Source organism: Amycolatopsis thermalba (assembly GCF_003385215.1).
Lineage (GTDB): Bacteria > Actinomycetota > Actinomycetes > Mycobacteriales > Pseudonocardiaceae > Amycolatopsis_E > Amycolatopsis_E thermalba.
In genome coordinates, this window is sequence record NZ_PQHW01000014.1 from 1 (window position 1) to 23889 (window position 23889).

The window sequence follows — 23889 nt, forward strand, 5'->3', positions numbered from 1 at the left end:
TGAAGGGTGGGGCCACCACGGAGATGTACACCGCTCTATTCGTCGGCAGCGTGAGATGTGTGTGAGAGACAGGGGTGCACCGGGGCGTGGCGGGGGTGGCCGGGAACCAGCTGGTGGCGGCTGTCGGGGGTGCCGTCGACGGGGACGAGGTGCGTGAGTTCGTCCGGACGCTGTTGCCGCCGCACATGGTCCCGGCGCGGGTGGTGGTGCTGGACGCCCTGCCGCTGACGGCGAACGGCAAGGTGGACCGCCGCGCGGTGGCGGCGCACTGGCAGGCGTCGGCGGACAGTTACGTCGCCCCGGAGACGCCGGTGGAGCAGGTGCTGGCCAAGGTGTGGGCCGAGGTGCTGCAGGTGGACCGCGTGGGCCGCGACGACCCGTTCTTCGCGCTCGGGGGTGATTCGGTCCTGGCGACGATGATCGTCGGCCGGCTGCGGGAGGCGCTGGACACGTCCGAGGTGAGCGTGCGGACGTTGTTCTCGAGCCTGACGGTGGGCGCGATGGCTGCCCGGTTGGTGGCGGACCAGGCGGTGCCCGGGCGGCTGGAGCAGGTGGCGGAGATCTACCTGGAGGTGGACGCGCTGTCCGAAGAGGATTTGAACGCGCAGTTGTGAGGTCCGCTACGCGGGTTTCTCAATCACCGGCTTCGCTTCGTTACGCCCCGATTTGCCCCTCCCGAACCCGATCTCTCAGTGTTCGGTTGCCGAGCAGTCGCGTCAAGGCGGGAAAGCGTGCCTTGACCCGACTGCTCGGCAACCGATGTGGCTGGGGATCGGGTTGCGGGAGGGGGGTGCTCGTGGGGGTGGTTGGCTCTCGTTGCCGGGTGGCGGTTGTGTGGCAACGAAAAGGGCCCTCCCCGCCGCAGCGGGGAGGGCCCTTGGGTCAGAAGATCAACCCAGCTTCGCGAACCCCGGCTTCAGCTTCTCCAGCACCCACGGGATGTCCAGCACCGTCGGGTAGCGCAGCGCCGAGATGGTCTGCATGTCGGTCACCAGGTAGTTGCCCGCCTTGATGCCGGACACCAGCTGGTTTCTCTCGAACGCCTGCTGCAGGTCCGGCGAGGTGAAGGCGACGATCACCAGATCAGCGGCGAGCTTGTCGTACTGCTCCGGCGTCAACGTGCCCGTCGGGCTGCCGGACTCGTTCTTCGACGCGTCGGCCACCGCCGGGCTCAGCTTGAGGCCCGTCGACTGCAGCAGCTGCACCGCGAAGTCCTTTTCGGACGCCAGGGTGAACATCTTGCCCGCCGTGTTGCCCACCGACGCGGTGAACGTCTTGCCCGCGGCCGCCGGGTGCTGGGCCTTCACCTGGTCGATCGCGGCCTGGGCCGAGGCCTTCACCGCAGCCGCCTCGCCGGTCTTGCCCAGCGCCTGGGCGACCACGTCCACGTGCTCCTGCCACGTCTGCGCGCCCCACTCGGTCGCGTACCCGATCGTCGGCGCGATCTTGGCCAGGTTTTCGTACTCCTGCTCCAGGCCGTAGTCCGCGGTGGCCAGGATCAGGTCCGGCGTCAGCGCGCCGACCTGCTCGGCGTTGACCCCGCTCGCCGCGTCGATGATCTGCGTCTTGGCCGGGTCGATCTTGCCCTGCAGCCACGGCGGCACGCTCGCCGAGCCGTCCTTGCTGAAGTACGCGACCGGGGTGACACCGAGAGCCAACGCCGCGTCGAGATCATCACTCGACGTGCCGATCACGACCACCCGCTGCGGGGCCTTCTCGATCTTCGTGGTGCCGAACTTGTGCGTGATGCTCACCGGGAAGGCCGACGCGTCGGCACTCGCTGAGGACGCCGTCTGCGTCGACGAATCCTGCACATTGCCACACGCCACGAGCCCGAGGCCGAGCACGCCCGCGACCGAAGCGGCCACGAGCGAGCGGAGTCCGGGCAGGCGAACCCTGCGAGACATGGCAACACCCTTTCGAAGGAACTGCGACAAAGTGCGCCAAGTCAAGCAAGGCTAACCTAAGGAATCAACCCCGCAGCTTGCGACGCGGATCACCCCGGAACCGCGTTCACCCAGCTACGCGCAGGTCCCAGCCCTCCGGCAGCCCCCGAACCTTGGCCACTTCGTGATCTGCCTCGACGTGCACGGTCAGCTCCCCGAGCCGCAGGTCCGACAACCGCACCCGGCCCCACTGCCCCGGCAGGTGCGGGCGCACCGCCAGCCGCTGCTGCGGAACGTGCGGTTCGAGCCCGAGGAACGACCGCACCAGCAGCAGCGGCGCCGCGCTCGCCCACGCCTGCGGTGAACACGACGTCGGGTAGGGGATCGGCGGGCTGAACTCCGACCGCGAGAACCCGCAGAACAGCTCGGGCAGCCGCCCGCCGAACGACGCCGCCGCGTCGAGCAGCCCGGTCGCCAGCCGCTGCGCCAGGTCCACCGCGCCCGGCAGGTGCGCGTACCGCAGCAGCCCGGCCACCGCGATCGCCGTGTCGTGCGGCCACACCGATCCGTTGTGGTAGCTCATCGGGTTGTAGGCGCCCATCGCCGAGGACAGCGTCCGCAGCCCGTACCCGCTGTCCATCTCCGGCCGGCTGAGCCGCTCGATCAGCACGGCCGCGTGCTCGTCGGTCGCGATGCCCGACCACAGGCAGTGCGCGGTGTTGCTGGTCAACGCGTCCAGCGGCTGCTTGCGCCCGTCCAGCGCGACGGCGTACCAGCCCTGGTCCGGCAGCCAGAACGCCTCCGCGAACCGCTCCCGCAACCGTTCGGCCCGCTCGCGGCAGCGCGCGGAGGTGGCCGGGTCGTTGAACGCGTCGGCCAGCTCGGCGCGCGCCAGCCAGGCCGCGTAGGCGTAGCCCTGGACCTCGCACAACGCGATCGGCGTGGTCGCCAGCCGCCCGGCCGCGTCGTTGATGCCGTCGAAGCTGTCCTTCCAGCCCTGGTTGAGCAGACCGCGGTCGGTCGCCCGCCGGTACTCGACGAACCCGTCGCCGTCGCGGTCGCCGTAGCGCTCCAGCCACTCCAGAGCCGCGTCCGCCGCCGGCAGCAGCGCCCGCACCGCGGTCTCGCCCGCACCCCAGCGCCAGCACTCGGCCAGCAGCATGACGAACAACGGCGACGCGTCCACCGTGCCGTAGTAGTGGCTGCCGCCGAGCACCTGGTCGCTGTCCGGGCCGAGCCGCAGCTCGTGCAGGATCCGCCCGGGTTCCTCCTCGGTCAGCGGGTCGACGCGCTTGCCCTGCAGTTCCGCCAGCGTCTCCAGCGTGCCCAGCGCGAGGCCGACGTCCAGCGGCAGCGCCATCCACGCGGTGAGCAGGCTGTCCCGGCCGAACAGGGTCATGAACCACGGCGCGCCGGCCGCGACGAACGGGCGGCCGTCCTGGCTGCTGTCGTGGATCTGCAACGCGCCGAGGTCGCTTTCGGTGCGCTGCAACACCTGCGTGAGCACCGGGTCGTCGGCCGCGATCACCGTGCTCACGTCGCGCCAGGCCCGGATCTTGCGCGCCGGGCCGCTCGCCTCGACCTCCTCGCCGCGGTCGAACTGCGGCCGCACCCGCCGGTTCCCGACGGTCGGCTGCACCACGATCTCGGTCGACCACTCACCGCGCGCGGGCACGACGACGCGCCAGTTCAGCACACCGGGCGCGGTGAGCGGGTCCGCGGTGGCGCTCACCGACAGGCCACGCGAGCCGTCGGACCGGTCGCGCAGCAGCAGTTCCGACCCGGCCACGGTGGCGTCCGCCCCGCCGTGCGCGGGACGGCCCTCCTTGACCGCGAACAGGTCCGAGAAGTCCGCGTCGACGTGCAGGGTCAGCGTCGCGACGGTGTTCTCCCGGCCCAGGTTCCGCAGCGTGATCGTCTCCCGCAGGCCGTCGCCGACCAGGCGTTCCCGCACCAGCAGCAGCGTGCTGTCGGCCTGGCCCGGCTTCGGGTTGCGGCGCAGCACGAACTGCGCCGCGAACGCCTCCGGCGAGAGGACCGACAGCGGGTGCGGGGCCTGCCCGTCCAGCCGCAGCTCCCACCGCGAGATCAGCCGCGCGTCCCGGAAGAACAGGCCGTGCGAGGTGCCCGGCTGGATGTCGCCGTTCGTGCCGGACAGGCAGAACGTGCTGCCCTCGACGAGCGTGACCGTGCCGCCCGCGCTGGTCACGGGCACCGGTTCGCCGGCGTTGAACGCCTCCGGCGTCATGGCCGTCCTCCGGATGGCTGCAGGGCGGGGCCGTCGTTGTCCATCTGGTCGTACGCGCGGTCGAGCGCCGAGTCCAGTGCCGCGTAGTCCCGCCGCAGGCGGCTGACCTCGACCGCCCGCCGGTACGCGGCCTCGTAACCCGCGCCCAGCCCGCCGACGTCGAAGTGCTCGGCGACGTGGGCGCGGCACTTCGCCGGGTCGAGGTGGCGGACGTCGCGCAGGGCCTGCGCCAGGTCGGCGGGGTGGTCACGCACCAGTCCGGTGACGCCGTCGACGACGACCTCCGGCACCGCGCCGGACCGCAGCGCCACGACCGGGGTGCCGCACGCCATCGCCTCGATCATGACCATCCCGAACGGCTCCTCCCACTGGATCGGGAAGAGCAGGCAGCGGGCCTTGGCGAGCAGCTCGCGCTTCGCGGTCGCGTCGGCGACGCCGAACACGTGGTCGTTCTCGGTGAGCCGCGGCCGGACCTCCCGCTCGAAGTACTCCTTCTCGATCGGCTCGGCGCACTTGCCGGCCAGCACCAGCCGCAGCCCGGCGCGGTGCGCGGCCTCCAGCGCCAGGTGCGGCGCCTTGTCCGGGTGGAACCGGCCGAGGAACAGCGCGTAGTCGTCCTTTTCGGACTGATAAGGCCAGTCGGCGAGCCGCAGTGCGTTGTGGACGGTGCCGATCCAGTTCAGGCCCGGCGCCAGCTCTCGCTGCCGGTTGCTGATCGCCACCAGGTGCACGTCGTCGCCCAGTTCGGCGTAGTAGCGCGCCATGTCCTCGCCCACCGGGCCGTGCACGGTCGCCACCGTCGGCACACCGTAAGCGGGGGCGTTGAGCGGCCCGGCCAGCGAGTGGTCGTGCACCACGTCGACACCCTCGGTCGCGGCGAGGCGCTGCACGGCCCGGCGGGCGGCGATCGCGTGTATCACCTCGGGGTAGGGCTCGCCCAGCAGCTCCGGGACGGTGCGGTCCCACACCGGCACGAACCGCGCCTTGGTGCCGGGGCGGCCGGCCCCGATCAGGGTGACCTGGTGCCCGCGGTCGACGAGGGCGTCCGCGAGGTCGGCGACCACCGCCTCGACCCCGCCGTACGCCTTGGGCGGAACGTCGAAGTAGGGCGGGACGACCATCGCCACGCGGAGCGGGCGGTCGGGGTCGTCGCGGCGCACGGCGGCGTGCGAAACAGATCGGGCTTTCCACGCGGGGCGATGCGTGCTGCTCAAGCTGCCTCCTCGGACCGTCTATGCAATTAGCACTCTCCTGTTAAGAGTGCTAATACAGCGGTGATCGCCTCGGCAAGCTCCGGGTGGGCGAGATCTGCGTCACACGGTGATCCGCCGGGCCGCGAGGACGCCAGCGAGGCCGAGCACCGCGGTGCCGGCGAAGACCGCCAGGAACGCCGGTGCCGCCGCACCCTGGGCGGCGATGAGCGCGCCGCCGAGTCCACTCGCGACCGCCGTCGCCAGGGTCTGTGCCAGCTGGAGCGCCGCGCTGACCGATCCCTGCTGCCCGTCCGCGGCACGGCCGAGCGTTTCGGTGGTGGCGGCGTTGAACGCGACACCCATGCCGAACCCGCCGATCACCCAGCCGAGCACCGCGAGCAGCCCGGGGCCGACGAGCACGCCGTAGGCCAGCACGGCCACCCCGGCCACCAGGACCGCGAAGCCCAGCCCCACCGCCGCCCGCCGGTTGCGGTCCCACTTCGCCTGCACCGCGGAGCCGGCCACCCAGCTCAGCGCCCCGGCCGACAGCCCCAGCCCGGCCTCGAACGCGCTCACGTGCCGCAGCTCGGTCAGCCCCAGCGGCAGGAACGCCTCCGTGCCGAAGTACACCGCACACAGCAGGAACCGCACGACCACCCCGGCCGGCACCCCGCGCCGGACGGTGAGGGTCCCGGCCGGGGTGACGTGCCGCAGCGCGACCACGGCGAGAACCAGCCCGGCCGCGGCGAGCGGGACCAGCACCGCGGCGGTGTGGAGTTCCAGCGCGGCCAGGACGACGGCGGTGCCCGCGGCGAGTGCGACGCTGGCGACCAGCGGACGCCAGCGGGAGCCGTCCGGCGCCGGGGTGGCCGGCGTGGTCAGGCCGGGGAGCGTGCACCAGGCCGCGATCGCGGCGAGCGGGATCATGGCCAGGAACACCCACCGCCAGCCGACCGTGCTCGCCACCGCCGCCGCGACGACCGGGCCGACCAGGGACGGAATCGTCCAGGCCGAGGACAGCAGCGCGAACATGCGGGCACGCAGGCGTTCCGGGTAGACCAGCCCGATCAAGGTGTAGGCCATCGCCATCACCGCGCCGACGCCGAGGCCCTGCGTGAACCGGCCGAGCAGGAACAGCGTCCACGACGGGGCGAGACCGGCCAGCGCGCTGCCGAGCGCGCTCGCGATCACCCCGGCGGCCAGTGGGCGGGCCGGCCCGCCGCGGTCGGCGGCGTGACCGGCGAGGACGGTGCCGACGATGTTCGCCAGCATCAGCGCGGCCAGCGCCCAGCCGTAGGAGCCGAGGCCGCCGAGCAGGCGGGAGATGTCCGGGAGGATGGTCGCCACGCCGAGGGACTCGAGCGCGACCAGTCCGACGGTGAGCACGATGCCGACGGTGCGAGCCCGGTAGCGGGGCGAGAGCACACCCTCGGAAGTCGAGGAGACAGTCATGGCGGCAATTATGTTACGTATCGGAACGGAATGGAAGTGCTAGGATGGGCCCTGTGACGAGCACCCGGGCGGGACGGCCACGCGACGAGCGCATCGACGGGGCTGTCCGCGAGGCGACGGTGGACCTGCTGAACGAGGTGGGCTACGCGGGCCTCACGCTGGAAGCCGTGGCGAGCCGGGCGGGCACGAGCAAGCCCGCGTTGCGCCGCCGGTGGCGCGGGCGCCAGCACCTGGTCGTCGACGCACTGGTGGCCACCGTCGGCGCGGTGCCCACGCCGGACACCGGGTGCACGCGCTGCGATCTCATCGCCGGGATCCGGACGCTCAGCGAGGCCTTCACCACCAGGATCGGACGGCGCGTGCTGCCCGCCCTGGTCGCCGACCTCGCCGACGATCCGGAACTTTCGGCGGTGTTCCTGCGCGACTACTTCCACACGCGACGGGCGTCCACCGCGCAGGCCCTGCGCCGGGGCATCGAGCGCGGCGACCTCGACCCGGACCTCGACCTGGGTCTCGTGCTCGACATGCTGGCATCCACCACCTACTACCGCGTCCTCTTCGGACACCTACCGGTCACCGGGAACCTGGCGGAGCAGGTGGTGGACGTGGTGCTGGCCGGGGTGGTCACGCCGCGGTGGCGCGGCTGCGGTCACTGACCGGCGTCGCCGGGACGGACCAGACCGGTCTCGTAGGCGATGTGCACCAGCTGCGCGCGATCCCGGGCGTCCAGTTTGGACAGCAGGCGGCTCACGTAGGTGCGGGTGGTGGCCGGGCTCAGGAACAGCCGCCCGGCGATCTCGTCGTTGGACCGGCCCGCGGCGACCTCGGCGAGCAGCTCCCGTTCCCGCCCGGTCAGGTGCGCCAGCCGCGCCGGGTCGGTCCGGTGCCCCCGCGCGACCGCCGCCATCACGCGCCGGGTCACCGACGGCGACAGCAACGCCTCCCCGCCGGCCACCGTGCGCACGGCCGCCCGCAGGTCGCCGGGCTCGGTGTTCTTGAGCAGGAAACCCGAGGCCCCGGCGCGGATCGCGTCGAGGATGTGCTCGTCGGTGTCGAAGGTGGTCAACACGACGACCCGCACGGCGCGCAACCGCGGGTCGGCGACGATGCGCCGCGTGGCCTCGATGCCGTCCACGCCGGGCATGCGGATGTCCATCAGCACGACGTCCGGCCGCGCGGTCAGCGCGAGCGTCACCGCCTCCGCGCCATCGGCGGCCTCGCCCACGACGGTGATGTCGTCGGCGCGGGCGAGCAGCGCGGACAGACCGGCCCGCATCAGGTGCTGGTCGTCGGCGAGCGCCACCCGGATCATCGCGGCTCCACCGGCAGGCTCGCGTCGATCCGGAAACCCGCGCCCGGGCGGGAATCCAGCGCCACCGACCCGCCCAGCAGTTCGGCCCGGTCCCGCATCCCGTCCAGCCCGCGGCCGGTGCGGACCGGCAGTTCGGCGCCGGCGCCGTCGTCGCGGACCTGGATCCGCAGCCGGTCCGGTTCGTACCGCACCCGCACCTCCGCCTTGCTCGCCCGGGCGTGGCGGAGACAGTTGGTCAGGGCCTCCTGCACGATCCGGTACGCCGTCGTGTCCACCGCGGCGGGCAACGCGACCGGTTCGCCCTCGGTGGACACGGTCACCGCCAGACCACTTCGGACGGTCGCGGTGACCAGGGCGTCCAGGTGCCGCAGGCTGCCCACCGGGGCGCGGCCGGAGTCGTCGGTCAGCAGGCCGAGCGTGATGCGCAGGTCGTGGGCGGCTTCGTCGGCGGCCAGCCGCAGGGTCGTCAGCGCGGAGCGGGCCGCGTCCGGATCGTCGTCCAGCGCCTCGGCGGCAACGCTGGCCTGCACCGACACCACGGCCAGCGTGTGCCCGACGGCGTCGTGCAGGTCCCGCGCGATCCGCAGCCGTTCCTCCTCGACCCGGCGCCGGGCCTCCCACTCCCGTTCCGCGGCCGCCTGCCGCGCGGTGCGGCGCTGTTCGGCGCGCAACGCCCCCAGCGCGATCGCGCTCAGCATCAGCCCGACCGTCGACGCCAGCTCGAAGCCCAGCAGGTAGTCCGGGTTCTCGCCCTGCCGCAACCGGAAGACCGTGCTGACCAGCACCAACGCCGCCGCCACCACCGCCGCGACGCGCGCCTTCCCGGCTTCGGCCGCGGAGAACAGGGCCGCCGCGACGGGCAGCGCCAGCCCGACCGGCGGGTACCCGGCCGCGTAGTAGGCGAGCAGCCCGGCCGCCGTCGCGGCCAGCGCCAGCACCGGGAACCGGCGGCGCACGAGCATCAGCGCGCCGAGGCACAGCGCGAACAGGTACGCCACCGGATCGGGTGCCCGCGCGCCGCCGAGGTCCATCGCGATGGCGACGGCCACCACGGTGGAGGTCGCGACCCCGAGAGCGGCGTCGGCGAGCACCCGCTTTCGCTCGCTCACCTGGTGAGAATAGCCAGGCCGGCGCCGTCGCACAGTCGTCGGATGTTGACTGTTCCGTCGCTTGCGGACGGACGACGGGCGGCGCGGATCCGCCTACGTTGGGCGCCATGAGAACCCTGGGTGTCGCCATCCTCGGCCTGTTCGTCGGCCTCGCGGTGGGATTTCTGGTCTTCAGCGAACTCGTCGGGCGGCTCGCCGCGCGGGACGGCCAGGTCGACGCGCCCTGGACGTTCGTGATCGGCTTCGGGCCACAACTGCTCGCCGTCGCGGGCGCTGTCGTCGCCGTGCTGATCGACCAGCGGAGGCGGAACCGATGAACCTGTCCCGGCGCGGCCTGTTCCGGGTCACCGCGGCCGGCCTGCTGGTGGCGGGCTGCGCGAGCGGCGGCTCGAACACCGAGACCGAGTCCAGCGCGGGCACGCTGTTGCGCAGCGCGGCGAAGCTGCCCGAGCCGTTCACCGTGCCGCTGCCGGCCGCGCCGGTGCTGCGACCGGTCCGGCCCGGCCACTACGAGATCACCCAGCGGGCCGCCGACGTGGAGATCCTGCCCGGCCTGCGCACGACGGTCTGGGGTTACGACGGCATCTTCCCCGGCCCCACGATCGAAACCCGCCGCGGGCAGACCACCGTCGTGCGGCACCGCAACGAGCTGGGCGTGCCCGTGGTGGTGCACCTGCACGGCGGCCGGACCCCGCCCGAGCACGACGGCTACCCGCTGGACCTGGTCGCACCCGGCGCGGCGCGCGAGTACGTCTATCCGCTGGACCAGCCGGCGGCCACGCTCTGGTACCACGACCACCGGGCCGACTTCACCGGCCCGCAGGTCTACCGCGGTCTCGCCGGGTTCCACCTGATCCGCGACGACGAGGAGGACGCGCTGCCCCTGCCGCGTGGCGAGCGGGAGGTGCCGCTGATGATCACCGACCGGTCGTTCGCCGCCGACGGTTCCTTCGCCTACCCCTCGGTCGATCCGTCACTGCTCGGCGAGCCCGGGGTGACCGACGATTTCGTCAGCGGCGTGCTCGGCGACTGCATCCTGGTCAACGGCGCGCCCTGGCCGGTGATGGAGGTGGACGCGGCCCGCTACCGGTTCCGGATCCTGAACGCCTCCAACGCCCGCCGCTACCGGCTCGCGCTGGACCCGCCGGGGCCGGGGTTCGTGCAGATCGGCGGCGACCAGGGGCTGCTCGCCGCGCCGGTCCGGCACGACCAGCTGCAGATCGCGCAGGCCGAACGGTACGACGTGGTGATCGACTTCTCGGCGTACCAGCCGGGCCAGGAGGTCACGCTGCTGAACCGGCTGGGCGAGGACGGCACGGCGCGCGTGATGCGGTTCGTGGTCACCCGGCGGGCGGCCGATGACAGCGCCATCCCGGACCGGCTGGCCGATGTCCGGCCGCTGTCCCGCGCGGACGCGGTGGTGGAGCGCGAGTTCACGTTCCGCCGCGGCGGGGCCGAACACCACGGGATGACACTGTGGACGGTCAACGGGATGCCGTTCAGCGCCGACGGGGTCGTGGCCGAGCCGGCGCTGGGCACGGTCGAGCTGTGGCGGTTGCGGGCGCAGAACGTGCCGCACCCGATCCACATCCACCTCGCGCCGTTCCAGATCCCGGGCACGGCGCACGGCTGGAAGGACACGGTCGACCTGGGCAACGGTGACCAGGCCGAGGTGCTCGTCCGGTTCGAGGGCTACCGCGGGAAGTACGTGATGCACTGCCACAACCTCGAACACGAGGACATGATGATGATGGCGAACTTCGTGGTGCGGTGATCACTCCTCGCCGTCGAACTCGAAGGCCTCTTCCAGCATCTCGCCCATGACCATGCCGCCCACGACACCCGCGGCCGCGCCGGCGACCACGCCGCCCATGCCCATCCCGCGGCCGTGGTGCCCGTGGTGGTGGCCGCCGAAGGCCGGGTTGCCGAACGCGGAGTGCCCGCCGCGCTGGGCGGCCTCGGCCAGCCACTGGCCGATCAGCGCGGCCCAGTCGGCGGTCTCCGCGTCCTGGTGCGGCATCTGGAAGCGGCCGAACGAGTCGCCGCCGGCCTGCATGAAGCGGCCCCGGCGGTCGGCCTCGAGGACGACGGCCAGATCGTGCGGTCCGGCGACGAACGTCAGCTCGACCTCGTTGATCCGCCCGGCGAACTCGGCGGGCGGGAAGAACTCGATCTCCTGGTAGAAACCCAGCTCCTGGCGCACGCCGTAGAGGCGGCCGGCCTCCACGTCGGCGTTGCGGAACCGGAAGCCGAGCTGGCCGAAGGCGTCCAGCACCCGGTCCTGCGACGGCAGGGGGTGCACGTGGACCGGGTCGAGGTCACCCTTGTCCGGCGCGCCCGCGATCACCAGCTCGGTCCGCACGCCGACGGCCATGCCGTGCAGCAGCGTGTCCCCGACCGCGGTGATGGGCGTCTCCCACGGCAGCCGCAGCTCGAACGGCACGGTGACCAGCTGACCGGCCGGCACCCGCACCCCCTGCTGCACCAGCTGGCGGTGGAACTCCCCGGTGGCCGCGGACTCGTGCCCGCCGCGCTCGATCTCGACCCGCGTGACCAGCGACAGGACGACCTGGTCGATGGCCGCGTCGGCGCTCCCGCCCTGGATCCGGACCTGCCCCGTGACCACCTGACCGGGCACCGCATGGGGCGAGTCGAGCACGGTGTCGACCGACGGCCCACCGACGCCGAAGGCGCTGAGCATCCGCTTGAACATGGACGGGTTCCTCCTGGGATCCAGACAAATCAGGCTCAAGATCGAGACTACCGGCAACCGCCCGCGAGTCCCACGCTCCCGCGCGCGAGTCCCACGCTCCGGCGCGCGAGTCCCACGCTCCGGCGCGCGAGTTCCACGTTCCGGCGCGCGAGTCCCACGTTCCCGCGCGCGAGTCCCACGCTCCCGGCCCCGAGTTCCACGCTCGCGCGCGCGAGTTCCACAGGGGGCCGACGGCGAGCGTGGGACTCGCGGTACTGAATGTGGGACTCGCGGTACTGAATGTGGGACTCGCGGTGGGTCAGGAGCCCAGGTATCGCAGCACGGCCAGCACCCGCCGGCTGTACCCGGTCGTATGGCTCAGCCCCAGCTTGTCGAAGATCGCGTTCACGTGCTTCTCCACCGCGGACTGCGACACGTACAGCTCGGCCGCGATGCCGGCGTTCGTGTGCCCCTCGGCCATCTTCGCCAGCACCTCGCGCTCCCGGGCGGTCAGCGTCGCGAGCGGGTCGGCGTGCGTGGTGCGCGCCAGCAGCCGCCGGACGACCTCCGGGTCGAACGCCGCCCCGCCGGACCCCACCCGCTCCAGCGCGTCGAGGAACTCGCCGACCTGCATCACCCGGTCCTTGAGCAGGTACCCGACCCGCCCGCCGTCGTCGGTGATCAGTTCGGTCGCGTAGCGCTTCTCGACGTACTGGGACAGCACCAGCACCCCGACCTCCGGCCACTGCCGCCGGATCTCCAGCGCCGCCCGCAATCCCTCGTCGGTGTGGTCGGGCGGCATCCGGATGTCGGTCACCACCACGTCCGGCCGCACCCGGGACACCTCGTCGAGCAGCTCCGTCGCGTTGCCGACCGCGGCGAGCACCTCGTGGCCCTCCTCGGCGAGCAGCCGGATCAGGCCCTCGCGCAGCAGGGTCGAGTCCTCGGCCAGGATCACGCGCACGGCAGCTCCGCCCGCACGACCGTCGGCCCGCCGGCCGGACTGTCCACAGTGAACACCCCGTCCGCCGCGCCGACCCGCCGGGCCAGCCCGGACAAGCCGTTGCCGTCCGGCCGCGCGCCGCCCACGCCGTCATCGCTGATGGTCACGGTCAGCATCCTGCCGGTCCGCCCCACGGCGATGTCGATCCGGCTCGCCGCCGCGTGCTTGATCGCGTTCGTGACCGCCTCCGACGCGACGAAGTAGGCGACGGTCTCGGTCGCCGGATCCACCCGCTCGTCCAGCGCGTACGACAGCCCGACCGGCAGGCTCGACCGCTCCGCCAGCGCCTCCAGCGCCGTGCCCAGACCGCCTTCGTCCAGCGCGATCGGGTACACCCGCCACGCGACGTCCCGCAGTTCCTGCAGCGCCAGCTGGGTCTCCTCGTGCGCCTGCCGCAACAGCGCCTCCGCCCGTTCCGGGTCCTTCGCGCGGCGGGCGCGGCCGAGCAGCATGCCCAGCGACACGATCCGCTGCTGCACCCCGTCGTGCAGGTCGCGCTCGATGCGCCGCCGCTCGTCGTTCACCGCCTCGACCACCTCGGCCCGGCTGTGGGTCAGCGCGTCGACGCGGCGCTGCAGCCGTTCCTGTTTCGTGGGCCCGAAGAAGTGGTGCGCGAGCCGGCGTTCCAGCGCGACGACCCCGATGAGCCCCTGCACCGCCAGGAAGACCAGCAACACGCCGATCAACAGCAGTCCGGGCGCGTCGTACCAGTCCTGATCCTCGCCGATCGGGTCGCCGCCGCCCAGCGGGTGCCCGCTGATCAGCTGCCACACCATGATCCCGGCCGCCGCCACCCCCAGCGCGATCAGCACGAAGATGCCCGCCCCGAGCCCGCCCACCACACTGCGCGTGCCGAGGTAGCGCAGGGCACGCGAGTCCCGGTAGTCGTCCGAGGTGGGGTAGTCCAGGTACCGCCGCAGCCGCGACCGGTCCCGCTCGGCGAACCAGCGCGTGGCCCCGAACACGGCGGGGCGCGCGGCCGGCACGGCGAGGGCGAGCGTCGCCACGATCACGAAGACCGCCTCGGCGAACGCGCTCAGCCCACCGAGCGCCAGCCCCGCCGTCACCCGCATCGCGCGGCGCACGTCCACTGTGGGCATATCCCGAGGTTAGCGGGGTTCCACGCGCCCGGTACTGAGGTTTTCCGCAGGATGATCGGGTGCTGCACCCCATGGTCGCGGCCGTCCCGGATTCCTAGCGTCGAAAGCATGGATCTTCACCTCGCACAGGCCGAACCGCTCGGGGGACTCGCCGGTTGGGCCGTCGGCCTCATGGACTCCCTCGGCGGGCTCGGCGCCGCCGTCATCGTCGGCCTGGACAACCTGTTCCCGCCCATCCCGAGCGAGCTGGTGCTGCCGCTCGCCGGGTTCTCCGCCAGCCAGGGCACGTTCAGCCTGCTCGAAGCGCTGGCCTGGACCACGTTCGGCTCGGTCGCCGGCGCGGTGATCGTCTACTGGCTGGGCGCGCTGCTCGGCCGCGACCGGACCCGTGCGCTGCTGCTGCGGATCCCGCTGGTCAAGGCGTCCGACTTCGACCGCACCGAGGCGTGGTTCGCCAAGCACGGCACCAAGGCGGTGTTCTTCGGCCGGATGGTGCCGATCTTCCGCAGCCTGATCTCACTGCCCGCGGGGATCGAACGGATGCCGTTCGGCCGGTTCCTGGTGCTCACCACGCTGGGCAGCCTGATCTGGAACACGCTGTTCGTCTTCGCCGGCTACCTGCTCGGCGCGAACTGGCACGTGATGAACGACTACGCGGGGATCTTCCAGTACGCGGTGATCGGCGCCGTCGCGATCGCGCTGGTGGTGTTCGTCGTCACGCGACTGCGCGACCGCGTGCGGGCGTGAACACGAAGCCGCCCTCCCCGGGGGCAGGGGAGGGCGGCTTCGCTCGCGGGCGTCAGGCGGCCTGGACCACGGGGGTGGTGGCCGGCGCCAGCGCCAGGTCGAGGACTTCCCGCACGTTCGACACCGGGTGCACGTCGAGCTGGGCCAGCACGTCCGCGGGGACGTCGTCCAGGTCCGGCTCGTTGCGCTGCGGGATGATCACCGTCTTCACCCCGGCCCGGTGCGCGGCCAGCAGCTTCTGCTTGACCCCGCCGATCGGCAGGACCCGGCCGGTCAGCGACACCTCGCCGGTCATCGCCACGTCGGCCCGCACCACACGGCCGGACAGCAGCGACGCCAGCGCCGTGGTCATCGTGATCCCGGCGCTCGGCCCGTCCTTGGGCACCGCGCCCGCGGGGACGTGGACGTGCACGCCCCGGTCCTTCAGGTCGCCGACCGGCAGTTCCAGCTCGGCGCCGTGCGAGCGCAGGTAGGACAGTGCGATCTGCACCGACTCCTTCATCACGTCACCCAGCTGCCCGGTGACGGTGAGCCCGGAGCTGCCCGACTCGGGATCGGCCAGCGACGCCTCGATGTAGAGGACGTCCCCGCCGGCACCCGTGACGGCCAGCCCGGTCGCCACCCCCGGCGTCGCGGTCCGCTGGGTCGACGCGGGCAGCGCCGACTCCGGCAGGTGCCGCGGACGGCCGAGGTAGCCCTCCAGGTCCGCCGCGTCGACGGTCACCGGCAGGGTCGCCTCGTCGAGCGCGACCCGGGTCGCGATCTTGCGCAGCACCTTCGCGATGGTCCGGTTCGCGTTGCGCACGCCCGCCTCGCGGGTGTACTCGGCGGCGATCCGGCTCAGCGCGGCGTCGGTGAACCGCACGTCGTCGCGGCCCAGCCCGGCCCGCTCCAGCTCGCGGGGGAGCAGGTGGTCGCGGCCGATGACGACCTTCTCGTGCTCGGTGTAGCCGTCCAGCGTCACCAGTTCCATCCGGTCCAGCAGCGGCCCGGGGATGGTCTCCAGCGCGTTGGCCGTGGCGAGGAACACCACGTCCGACAGGTCCAGCTCGACCTCGAGGTAGTGGTCGCGGAAGGTGTGGTTCTGCTCGGGGTCGAGCACCTCCAGCAGGGCCGCGGTCGGGTCGCCGCGGTAGTCGGCGCCCACCTTGTCCACCTCGTCGAGCAGGACCACCGGGTTCATCGACCCGGCCTCCTTGATGGCGCGGACGATCCGGCCGGGCAGCGCGCCGACGTAGGTGCGCCGGTGGCCGCGGATCTCCGCCTCGTCCCGGACACCGCCGAGCGCGACGCGGACGAACTTGCGGCCCATCGCCTTCGCGACCGACTCACCGAGCGACGTCTTGCCCACACCCGGCGGGCCGACCAGCGCCAGCACCGCTCCGGAGTGCCGCCCGCCGACCTGTCCCTGGCCCGCTTCGGCGCGGCGGGCGCGCACGGCCAGGTACTCGATGATGCGTTCCTTCACGTCGTCCAGGCCCGCGTGGTCCGCGTCGAGCACCGCCCGCGCCGCCGCGATGTCGTGGACGTCCGTGGTCCGGTCATTCCAAGGGATCTCCAGGACCGTGTCCAGCCAGGTGCGGATCCAGCCGCCCTCCGGCGAGGCGTCGGAGGTGCGCTCCAGCTTCTCCACCTCGGCCAGCGCGGCCGTGCGGACGTGCTCGGGCAGGCCGGCCTGCTCCACGCGGGTGCGGTAGTCGTCGGAGTCGGCGGTGCCGTCCAGCTCGCCCAGCTCCTTGCGGATCGCCTCCAGCTGGCGGCGCAGCAGGAATTCCTTCTGCTGCTTCTCCATGCCCTCGGCGACGTCCTTGCGGATGGTGTCGGTCACCTCGAGCTCGGCCAGGTACTCCCGGCTCCACTCCAGTGCCTTCTCCAGCCGCGTCGCGACGTCGAGCGCGGTCAGCAGCTCCAGCTTCTGGTCCGTGCTCAGGAACGGCGAGTTGCCGGCCAGGTCGGCGATCGCGGACGGGTCCTCGACCTGCTGCACCGCGTCGATCATCTGCCAGCCGCCGCGCTGCTGGAGGATCGAGATCACGACGGTCTTGTACTCGGCGGCCAGCGCGCGGGCCCGCTCGCCGGAGATCTCGGCGACCGGCTCGGCGTACACCCAGCGCGCCGCGCCGGGGCCGTCGCCGTTCTCGCCGACCCGGGCGCGCCGGGTGGCGCGCAGCAGGACGGCGGCCTTGCCGCCGGGGATGCGGCCGACGCGCTCGATGGTCGCGACGGCGCCCAGCTCGGCGTACTCCCCGTGCACCCGCGGGACGATCAGGACCTCGGCCTGCGTGGCCGGGAGCGACCGGATACCCGGGAACGACGGCGCCTTCGCCTGGGCGGAGTCGACCGCGGCGCGGGTCTCCGCGTCGTCGAGTTCGAGCGGGACGATCATGCCGGGCAGCACGACGTCGTCGTCGAGGGGCAGTACGGGGAGGAGCCTGGTGTCGGTCATCTGTTTGCTCCCTACCTGGTTGAGTCTGCCTAGCTCAACTTTCCGGCGAGCCGGTTTGTTTCCGCAGGTAGTTCGCTCGCAGCGGACGGCGTCCGGGAATAAAACCGGGGCTGGCCCGGCAGCGGTCCCGGCTGGCGAGACTGAGACGCTCGTCGCATCGCGGGCGGGCCACGCACAGTCATCGGCGCTGTTCAATCACGATCGCGATTGAATCGCGATCAATGCGCGGGAGCGCAGCACGGCGGCTCGCGGGGAACGCGTTGTAGCCGGGCGACGCGCTTAACGTCGATTACCGGGAGCGATCGCCGAAAAGATCCATCTCACCCGTAAGTCTCCGCTGGTCACCGTAGTTGGCACGTTGTTAACTATGAGGTGATGTCATGGCGGCCGGAAAGAGGCTGAAGTACGCCCTCCGGGGTACAGTGATCCCCTCATTCGCACCGAGATCACCGTCTCGTGCGCGGTGAGTACCGGCGGGCGCACTGGGGCGTATGGGTGGAAGGAGGTTGCATGCCGGACTTTGATGGCAGGCCGGACGGCCCCATCCCGGCGGCAGCCGCCAATGCTGGTGGTGCCGAGGCGCGGGCGGACGAGCGCCGCTTCCGGGTCTACACGCTGACCGTCTTCTCGGTCGGCGTGCTCACCGCCGTCGCCGTGTCGCTGTGGCTGCCGTTCCACGGTTCGGCGGAGCTGTGGTGGATCGGCCCGGTGCTGGCCCTGTCCTTCTTGCTCGCCGAGCAGCTCGGCATCAACGTCGACGTCCGGTCCGGCATCTCCTGGACCATCTCCTTCACCGAGATCCCCCTGGTCATCGGCTTCTTCGTGGCGCCGTTCGAGGTCGTCCTCGCGGCCCACCTGGTCGCCGGGATCAGCACGCTCCTGGTCCGCCGCGTCTCCGGGCGCGTGCTCTACAACGCCGGCGCGTTCCTGCTGGAGATCACCAGCGCGTTCGCCGTGGCCGGCCTGGTCGAGCGGATCATGGGCACCACCGAGATGACCTGGCCCGCCGCGCTCGCCGGCACCCTGACCGCGCCGCTGACCAGCACGCTGCTGGCGCTGGCCGCCGTCCGGGTGCTGCGCCGCCGCATGCGCATCGGCACCGCGCTCCGGCTCACCGGCCGCATCCTGGTCGTCGGGTTCGTCAACGCCTCGGTCGGCCTGAGCGGCTACCTGGTGATCGCCGGCACGGCCAACGCGTGGCCGCTGGTGCTCGCCGTCTTCGCCGGCCTGTCCGCGCTGTACTGGGCCTACTCCGATCTGCTGCGTGAGCAGCGGGACATGGAGGCGCTCTCCGACGTCAGCCTGATGGTCGCCCGCTCCGGTCAGCAGGCCGCCGCGCGCCCGGCCAGCGGCGCCGACGACCTCGCGGCCGGGGTGAACGTCAGCGAGTGGCAGACGATCGCCGAGCGCATCAAGGACCAGCTCTCCGCCGGCCGCGTGGTGCTGCGGCTGCGCCTGGAACCGACCGCGGACATGCGCGCCGTCGTCGCGGGGGAGCCGATGCCGACGGCGGACCTGCCCGCCGACGACCCGATGCTGCGCCTGCCCGGCTCGCACGTGCGGCACTTCCGCATCACCGAGGCCAACAGCGACATCGCCGCCGGACTGCTCAGCCGCGGCGCGCAGGAGGCGCTGGTGGTGCCGCTGCGCAGCGCGAATCAGCTGCTCGGCGTGGTCGAGGCGCACGACCGCCTGTCCCGGTGGCGGGGCTTCGGCAAGTACGACGTGCAGCTGCTCGGCACCATGGCCAGCCACCTGGCGACCGCGCTGGACAACCGCCGCCTGGTCGCCACCCTGCGCCACGACGCCTACCACGACCCGCTGACCGGCCTGCTCAACCGGCCCGGCTTCCGGCAGGTCGCGCGCGAGCCGCTCGCCGAGCACCCCGACTCCGCCGTGCTGCGCATCGACCTGGACGTGTTCTCCGCGGTCAGCGACGCGCTGGGCTACGCGTGGGCGGACCGGATGGTGGTCGCCGCCGGACGCCGCCTGCGCGACGCCCTCGGCCCCGACGTCCCCCTGGCCCGCCTGGAGGGCGCGTCCTTCGCCGCCCTGCTCACCGGGGTGCGCGGCCAGGACGTGCACGACGTGGCCGATCGGCTGCGCGCGCAGCTGTCCGTGCCCTACCCGGTCGACCGGCTCACGGTCGAGGCCAACGCGATGGTCGGCTACGCCTCGGCGGCCGACGACGACACCCTCGACCACGGCGACGTGGACGGCCTGCTCCAGCGGGCCGACGTCGCCGTGCGGGCCACCCGCGGCGGCGAAGAGGTCCGTGGGTACGTGCCCAGCATGGGCCAGATCTTCCTGCGCCGGTTCCAGATGGTCACCCAGTTCCGGCAGGCCATCGAGGAGGGCCAGGTCAGCGTCCACTACCAGCCGAAGGTGTCGCTGCCGAGCAAGCAGGTCCTCGGCGTGGAGGCGCTGGTGCGCTGGCAGCACCCCGAGTTCGGCCGGCTCGACCCGGACGAGTTCGTGCCCGCGGTCGAGGCCGCCGGCCTGGTCCTGCTGCTGACCGGGTTCGTGCTGGAGCAGTCGCTGATCCGGGTGCGCAAGTGGATGGACGAGGGGCTGCGGATCTCCGTCGCGGTCAACCTGTCCGTGCGGAACCTGGCCGACGAGGACTTCCCGGCCAAGGTCGTCGAGGCGCTGCGGAAGTTCGGCGTGCCGCCCGAGCTGCTCACCTTCGAGCTGACCGAGTCCGGGGTGATGGCCGATCCGCAGAAGGCGCTGCCGATCCTGCGCGAGCTGCACGGGCTGGGCATCGTGCTGGCGGTCGACGACTTCGGCACCGGCTACTCGTCGCTGGCCTACCTGCGGCAGCTGCCGGTGGACGAGGTCAAGATCGACAAGAGCTTCGTCCTCGGCATGGGCACCGACCTCGGGGATCTGGCGGTGGTCCGGTCGATCGTCGAGCTGGGGCATTCGCTGGGGCTGGCGGTCGTCGCCGAGGGCGTCGAGGAGGACGTGGCGCGGGACCAGCTGGAGGCGATGGGCTGCGACGTCGCCCAGGGGTACCTGATCTCCCGCCCGCTGGCCGAGGACCGCCTGGAGGCCTGGTTGCAGGCCCGCACGGCCCGGTCGACGGGGCGCAAGATGGAGACGGTGCTGACGCTCCTGACGTAAAAGGGACCCCCCTGCACGGGCCCTCCGGCCGGGGATGTAATCTCTTCGAGGCTTCAACGTTCAGACGTTGGAACTCGCCCCAATAGCTCAGTCGGCAGAGCGTCTCCATGGTAAGGAGAAGGTCTACGGTTCGATTCCGTATTGGGGCTCGGTGGTCAGCAGGACGCCCTCGCTTCGGCGGGGGAGCCTGACGGCCGGTCAAGGCGGTGTAGCTCAGTCGGTAGAGCAAGCGGCTCATAATCGCTGTGTCGCCGGTTCAAGTCCGGCCACCGCTACGCGGATGGGCGAGCTATGCTCACAGACTGCGTGAGCCGAGTCCGCTTCGCCATTGCATCGGGGGTCGGACCCCCGGACCCCCGCCAGGGGGCAAGCCCCCTGGACCCCCACGTCGGGTGACCTGGCAGGTTGAGGTCGCCGGTGGGGGGTTCGTTGTGTAGAGAAAGGCTTTGCTGTGGCTGCCACCGACGTGCGACCGAAGATCACGCTGGCGTGCGAGGTCTGCAAGCACCGCAACTACATCACCAAGAAGAACCGGCGCAACGACCCGGATCGCCTGGAGATGAAGAAGTTCTGCCCGAACTGCGGTACGCACCGGGTTCACAAGGAAACCCGCTGACGCCAGCACCCAGGTTTCGACGAAGGCCGCCCCGGTCCCCCCGGAGCGGCCTTCGTGCTTTCCGGGCCCCTCGCCAGGATCGTGATCCCGGCCACCACGTCGACCCCGACCGCGGCCCGGGCTGCCCACGCCGGGATCACGGGCCGTTCCGCGAGGTAGCCGAGCGCCGCCCCGCCGGCATGTCATCCCGGCTGGTCAACCTGCGCCTACGCCGTCCCGGACGGCGCGGCAGCGGCCGAGCCAGTCACCGGCGGACGTCACGCCGTCCGAGCTGTGCCACCCGCTCGGCGAGGCCGCCAGACGGGCTCTGTGCGCGCTCGCCCGGTAGGTAGGCTGCGCGGGTGCCTTTGGACCCCTCGTTCGTCGGGCGGACGTATCCGCCGGACTCCACGTACGAAGTCGGCCGCGAGAAGATCCGCGAGTTCGCCGCCGCGATCGGCGACGCCAACCCGCTCTACACCGACGCGGAGGCGGCCCGCGCGGCCGGCTACCCGGACGTCATCGCGCCGCCCACCTTCCTCACGGTGATCAACCTCGACGCGATCAACGCGATCGCCGAGGACCCCGAACTCGGGCTGGACTACAGCCGGATGGTGCACGGCGACCAGGCGTTCAGCTACACGCGCCCGGTGCACGCGGGCGACCGGCTCCGCATCACCACGACGGTCGAGGACATCATGGCCCGCGCCGGCAACGACTTCCTCACCGTGCGCGGCGAGGTCGTCGACGCCGACGGTCAGCTGGTGTGCACGACGCGGGCGCAGCTCGTCGTGCGGGGAGAGGGGGCCTGATGGCGTACGAGAAGGGCACCGAGCTGCCGCCGCTGCAGGTGCACGTCACACGCGACCAGCTGGTCCGGTACGCGGGCGCGTCACTGGACTTCAACCCGATCCACTGGAACGAGCGGTTCGCCAAGGAGGTCGGGCTCCCGGACGTGATCGCGCACGGGATGCTGACCATGGCCCTGGGCGGCCGGCTCGTGACGGACTGGCTCGGCGACCCGGGGAAGCTGGTCGAGTACAGCGTGCGCTTCACTCGGCCGGTCGTGGTCTCGCCGGAGGGTGCGGACGTCGAGTTCACCGGCAAGGTCGCCGAGGTCCGCGAGGACGGCTCGGCGCGCGTGGACATCACGGCGAAGTTCGACGGCAAGACGGTGCTCGGGAAGGCCCAGGCCGTCGTCCACTGACGACAGGTTGCATCCCAAACTGGTACCGTAGTGGTATGACGAAGCAGATCGCCGTTCGTCTCCCGGACGACCTGGTGTCCTTCATCGACCACGTGGTGGAGGAGGGCGGCGCCGCGAGCCGCGCCGAGCTGGTGTTCCGCGCCCTGGAGCGGGAACGCCGCCGGCTGATCGCGGAACGCGACATCGCCCTGCTGACGGGCGGCGTGCCGGACGATCTCGCCGGGATCGAGGAGCACGCCGCCCCGTTGGACGACCTGGACTGATGCGCCCGATCCACACGGCCCGGCTCGACAAGGTGCGGCCGGTGCTGGTGCTGACGCGGGAGCTGATCCGCCCGCACCTGACGCGCGTCACGATCGCGCCGATCACGAGCACGATCCGCGGCCTGTCCACCGAGGTGCGGGTGGGCAGCCGCAACGGCCTGTCCCACGACAGCGTCGTGAGCTGCGACAACATCCAGACCATCCGGAAGTCCGCGCTGGGCAAGCAGATCGGCTACCTGATGCCGGACCAGGAGCACGAGCTGACGGAAGCGATCCGCCTGGCCTTCGACCTGGAGTAGCGCGCACAGCGCGGCTTTGAACCAACCCGAGCTGGGTGGTCATCCCGTCGCCTGACACGCAACGATCACTTTGAGCCAGGCCCGCAACCCAGGCCGCCAACCGCCGCCCGACAACGCAACCTTGCGGGCCTGGCTCAAAGTGATATGCACAAACCGGAAGGCGACGGGATGACCACACAGCGACCACCTCGCCAAGGTGAGACGAGGCACCCCTTGGTCATCCCGGAGCCTGCCCGTCCGGCGAGGACATCCCTTGATCCCTGGAGCCGCACGAACCCCGGCGACGTGCCCACCGCGTCAATCCACCAGCTCCAGCACCACGTCGGCCATCCCGCGCTCCCCGACCGCGTTGGGGTGCAGCTCCATCGCCGGTGAGGACGGCACCACGTCCTCGACCCACTTCACCCGCGCCTTGGCGCACATGTCCTTCCCCTTGGACGGCGTCGCCGTGTCCGCGTACCCCGCCTGGTTCGCCTTGGCTTCGGTGGCCAGCATCGTGTTCAGCCGCGCCAGCGACGTCCGCAGGTAGGCCACGTCCTCCGGCCCGATGGGCAGGAACGGCCAGCACCCGTTCCCGTCCGGCAGCGCCGTCGGGTACCCGACCACGATCACCCGCGCCCGCGGCGCCCGCTGGTGGATCTCGGTCAGCGCGGCGCGGATCTTCGGCGCCGTCGCGGCGATCCGCTCCGCCAGCTGGTCCCGTCCGCCCGCGGTCAGCCGCGGCTTGCACAGCGACACCGTCCGGTTGGTCGTCAGGCAGTCCCGCGCGAGGCTCACCAGCCCGACGTCGTTGCCGCCCATCCCGAGCGTGACCAGCGTCGTGTCGGGGGTGACCGCGTCCAGCTGCGGCGGGTTGACCCCGTCCGGCGTGGTCTGCGGCTCGGTCAGGTGCTGGGTGGTCGCCCCGCCGCAGCTCACGTCGGCGAACGACACCGGCCGCAGCTCGGCGGCGACGAGGTGCGGGTAGTTGTTGTTCGAGCGCGCGCAGCCCGGCGACGTGCCCGCGGGCGCCCCGATGCGCGGCGCCGACGTGTAGGAGTCGCCCAGCGCGACGTACCGGCCGGTGCCCGGGCCGATCACCGAGCCCGGCGGTTTCGGCGGCTCGGCCGATTCGCCCCGGTCGCCGCGCCAGTACACGACACCGGCCGTCACCGCGCCCACGAGCGCGGCCACCACCACCCCGATCAGTACCTTCTTCCCCACCCGCTCCG

General features: G+C 72.1%; 22 protein-coding genes and 2 tRNA genes. 13 read left to right on the plus strand and 11 right to left on the minus strand.

The annotated features are described in order from the left end of the window. The first annotated feature begins 86 nt into the window (after positions 1-86). Positions 87-614, plus strand: a complete 528-nt coding sequence (locus tag D0D15_RS08510; RefSeq protein WP_244214939.1) for a phosphopantetheine-binding protein — start codon at positions 87-89, stop codon at positions 612-614. Between the two features lie 276 nt (positions 615-890). Here D0D15_RS08510 and D0D15_RS08515 read toward each other — a convergent pair whose 3' ends face one another. The 4 genes from D0D15_RS08515 to D0D15_RS08530 form a co-directional block, all read right to left on the minus strand. Then, the gene (locus tag D0D15_RS08515) at positions 891-1907 is read right to left on the minus strand and encodes an ABC transporter substrate-binding protein (protein WP_233157092.1); all 1017 of its coding nucleotides are present in this window, start codon (positions 1905-1907) and stop codon (positions 891-893) included. A gap of 106 nt (positions 1908-2013) precedes the next feature. Continuing rightward, positions 2014-4134 (minus strand): amylo-alpha-1,6-glucosidase, encoded by a 2121-nt coding sequence (locus D0D15_RS08520; protein ID WP_094003855.1) that lies wholly within the window; start codon positions 4132-4134, stop codon positions 2014-2016. Beyond that, a complete protein-coding gene (locus D0D15_RS08525; protein WP_094003856.1) occupies positions 4131-5294 on the minus strand; it encodes a glycosyltransferase family 4 protein in 1164 nt (387 codons plus the stop codon). Before D0D15_RS08525 ends, D0D15_RS08520 begins: the two co-directional genes overlap by 4 nt. A 153-nt stretch (positions 5295-5447) precedes the next feature. Next, entirely contained in the window at positions 5448-6779 is a 1332-nt protein-coding gene (locus D0D15_RS08530) for an MFS transporter (protein WP_115944354.1), read from the minus strand. 53 nt (positions 6780-6832) lie between these two features. On the opposite strand from D0D15_RS08530, the gene D0D15_RS08535 reads away from it, so the two are divergent. Then, positions 6833-7435 carry a TetR/AcrR family transcriptional regulator gene (locus tag D0D15_RS08535; RefSeq protein WP_094003858.1) on the plus strand — a complete coding sequence of 201 codons (603 nt, stop codon included), beginning with the start codon at positions 6833-6835 and terminating at the stop codon, positions 7433-7435. Here the strand turns inward: D0D15_RS08535 and D0D15_RS08540 are convergent. Continuing rightward, a complete protein-coding gene (locus tag D0D15_RS08540; RefSeq protein ID WP_094003859.1) occupies positions 7429-8091 on the minus strand; it encodes a response regulator in 663 nt (220 codons plus the stop codon). The genes D0D15_RS08535 and D0D15_RS08540 overlap by 7 nt on opposite strands. Further along, positions 8088-9200 (minus strand): sensor histidine kinase, encoded by a 1113-nt coding sequence (locus D0D15_RS08545; protein WP_233157093.1) that lies wholly within the window; start codon positions 9198-9200, stop codon positions 8088-8090. The genes D0D15_RS08540 and D0D15_RS08545 overlap by 4 nt, the downstream gene beginning before the upstream one ends. A gap of 107 nt (positions 9201-9307) precedes the next feature. Between D0D15_RS08545 and D0D15_RS08550 the strand changes: the two genes are divergently transcribed. Both D0D15_RS08550 and D0D15_RS08555 read left to right on the plus strand, forming a co-directional pair. Then, on the plus strand, positions 9308-9517 hold the full coding sequence (locus D0D15_RS08550; RefSeq protein ID WP_094003861.1) for a DUF5957 family protein: 210 nt from the start codon (positions 9308-9310) through the stop codon (positions 9515-9517). Continuing rightward, positions 9514-10974, plus strand: coding sequence for a multicopper oxidase family protein (locus D0D15_RS08555; protein WP_115944355.1), 1461 nt, complete (start codon positions 9514-9516; stop codon positions 10972-10974). Before D0D15_RS08550 ends, D0D15_RS08555 begins: the two co-directional genes overlap by 4 nt. Here the strand turns inward: D0D15_RS08555 and D0D15_RS08560 are convergent, their stop codons facing one another. From D0D15_RS08560 to D0D15_RS08575, 3 genes are all read right to left on the minus strand, one after another. After that, complete coding sequence (locus D0D15_RS08560) at positions 10975-11913, minus strand: sporulation protein (protein WP_094003863.1); 939 nt, start codon at positions 11911-11913, stop codon at positions 10975-10977. Between the two features lie 298 nt (positions 11914-12211). After that, a complete protein-coding gene (locus D0D15_RS08570) occupies positions 12212-12856 on the minus strand; it encodes a response regulator transcription factor (protein WP_094003864.1) in 645 nt (214 codons plus the stop codon). Continuing rightward, entirely contained in the window at positions 12847-13995 is a 1149-nt protein-coding gene (locus D0D15_RS08575; protein WP_094003865.1) for a sensor histidine kinase, read from the minus strand. Before D0D15_RS08575 ends, D0D15_RS08570 begins: the two co-directional genes overlap by 10 nt. A 108-nt stretch (positions 13996-14103) precedes the next feature. Between D0D15_RS08575 and D0D15_RS08580 the strand changes: the two genes are divergently transcribed. Beyond that, positions 14104-14742: a DedA family protein gene (locus D0D15_RS08580; RefSeq protein WP_094003866.1), complete on the plus strand. Its 639-nt coding sequence runs from the start codon at positions 14104-14106 to the stop codon at positions 14740-14742. A gap of 52 nt (positions 14743-14794) precedes the next feature. On the opposite strand, the gene lon is transcribed toward D0D15_RS08580, so the two are convergent. After that, the gene (gene lon, locus D0D15_RS08585; protein WP_094003867.1) at positions 14795-17188 is read right to left on the minus strand and encodes an endopeptidase La; all 2394 of its coding nucleotides are present in this window, start codon (positions 17186-17188) and stop codon (positions 14795-14797) included. A 510-nt stretch (positions 17189-17698) separates the two neighbouring features. Here lon and D0D15_RS08590 point away from each other — a divergent pair. The 8 genes from D0D15_RS08590 to D0D15_RS08625 all read left to right on the plus strand — a co-directional run bounded on the left by D0D15_RS08590 (position 17699) and on the right by D0D15_RS08625 (position 22678). Continuing rightward, positions 17699-20314, plus strand: a complete 2616-nt coding sequence (locus tag D0D15_RS08590) for a putative bifunctional diguanylate cyclase/phosphodiesterase (protein ID WP_115944356.1) — start codon at positions 17699-17701, stop codon at positions 20312-20314. Between the two features lie 76 nt (positions 20315-20390). Continuing rightward, positions 20391-20463: transfer RNA gene (locus tag D0D15_RS08595), tRNA-Thr, on the plus strand. 53 nt (positions 20464-20516) lie between these two features. After that, positions 20517-20589, plus strand: a tRNA-Met gene (locus tag D0D15_RS08600). 176 nt (positions 20590-20765) lie between these two features. Then, positions 20766-20930: a 50S ribosomal protein L33 gene (gene rpmG / locus D0D15_RS08605; RefSeq protein ID WP_005453176.1), complete on the plus strand. Its 165-nt coding sequence runs from the start codon at positions 20766-20768 to the stop codon at positions 20928-20930. Positions 20931-21271: 341 nt separating this feature from the next. After that, a complete protein-coding gene (locus D0D15_RS08610; RefSeq protein WP_094003869.1) occupies positions 21272-21721 on the plus strand; it encodes a MaoC family dehydratase N-terminal domain-containing protein in 450 nt (149 codons plus the stop codon). Beyond that, a complete protein-coding gene (locus D0D15_RS08615) occupies positions 21721-22116 on the plus strand; it encodes a MaoC family dehydratase (RefSeq protein ID WP_094003870.1) in 396 nt (131 codons plus the stop codon). The genes D0D15_RS08610 and D0D15_RS08615 overlap by 1 nt, the downstream gene beginning before the upstream one ends. Before the next feature lie 35 nt (positions 22117-22151). Further along, positions 22152-22379: a ribbon-helix-helix domain-containing protein gene (locus D0D15_RS08620; protein ID WP_094003871.1), complete on the plus strand. Its 228-nt coding sequence runs from the start codon at positions 22152-22154 to the stop codon at positions 22377-22379. Continuing rightward, a complete protein-coding gene (locus tag D0D15_RS08625) occupies positions 22379-22678 on the plus strand; it encodes a type II toxin-antitoxin system PemK/MazF family toxin (protein ID WP_094003872.1) in 300 nt (99 codons plus the stop codon). The genes D0D15_RS08620 and D0D15_RS08625 overlap by 1 nt, the downstream gene beginning before the upstream one ends. A gap of 297 nt (positions 22679-22975) precedes the next feature. On the opposite strand, the gene D0D15_RS08630 is transcribed toward D0D15_RS08625, so the two are convergent. Beyond that, entirely contained in the window at positions 22976-23881 is a 906-nt protein-coding gene (locus D0D15_RS08630) for an SGNH/GDSL hydrolase family protein (RefSeq protein WP_115944357.1), read from the minus strand. Positions 23882-23889 lie beyond the last annotated feature (8 nt).

Excerpts from the sequence above, each read along its gene's own strand:
- D0D15_RS08560 (WP_094003863.1), bottom strand. The coding sequence starts at position 11,913 with ATGTTCAAGCGGATGCTCAGCGCCTTCGGCGTCGGTGGGCCGTCGGTC.
- D0D15_RS08520 (WP_094003855.1), bottom strand. The coding sequence starts at position 4,134 with ATGACGCCGGAGGCGTTCAACGCCGGCGAACCGGTGCCCGTGACCAGC.
- D0D15_RS08625 (WP_094003872.1), top strand. The coding sequence starts at position 22,379 with ATGCGCCCGATCCACACGGCCCGGCTCGACAAGGTGCGGCCGGTGCTG.
- D0D15_RS08550 (WP_094003861.1), top strand. The coding sequence starts at position 9,308 with ATGAGAACCCTGGGTGTCGCCATCCTCGGCCTGTTCGTCGGCCTCGCG.
- D0D15_RS08530 (WP_115944354.1), bottom strand. The coding sequence starts at position 6,779 with ATGACTGTCTCCTCGACTTCCGAGGGTGTGCTCTCGCCCCGCTACCGG.
- D0D15_RS08515 (WP_233157092.1), bottom strand. The coding sequence starts at position 1,907 with ATGTCTCGCAGGGTTCGCCTGCCCGGACTCCGCTCGCTCGTGGCCGCT.
- D0D15_RS08555 (WP_115944355.1), top strand. The coding sequence starts at position 9,514 with ATGAACCTGTCCCGGCGCGGCCTGTTCCGGGTCACCGCGGCCGGCCTG.
- D0D15_RS08590 (WP_115944356.1), top strand. The coding sequence starts at position 17,699 with ATGCCGGACTTTGATGGCAGGCCGGACGGCCCCATCCCGGCGGCAGCC.
- D0D15_RS08540 (WP_094003859.1), bottom strand. The coding sequence starts at position 8,091 with ATGATCCGGGTGGCGCTCGCCGACGACCAGCACCTGATGCGGGCCGGT.
- D0D15_RS08620 (WP_094003871.1), top strand. The coding sequence starts at position 22,152 with ATGACGAAGCAGATCGCCGTTCGTCTCCCGGACGACCTGGTGTCCTTC.
- D0D15_RS08580 (WP_094003866.1), top strand. The coding sequence starts at position 14,104 with ATGGATCTTCACCTCGCACAGGCCGAACCGCTCGGGGGACTCGCCGGT.
- D0D15_RS08615 (WP_094003870.1), top strand. The coding sequence starts at position 21,721 with ATGGCGTACGAGAAGGGCACCGAGCTGCCGCCGCTGCAGGTGCACGTC.
- D0D15_RS08575 (WP_094003865.1), bottom strand. The coding sequence starts at position 13,995 with ATGCCCACAGTGGACGTGCGCCGCGCGATGCGGGTGACGGCGGGGCTG.
- lon (WP_094003867.1), bottom strand. The coding sequence starts at position 17,188 with ATGACCGACACCAGGCTCCTCCCCGTACTGCCCCTCGACGACGACGTC.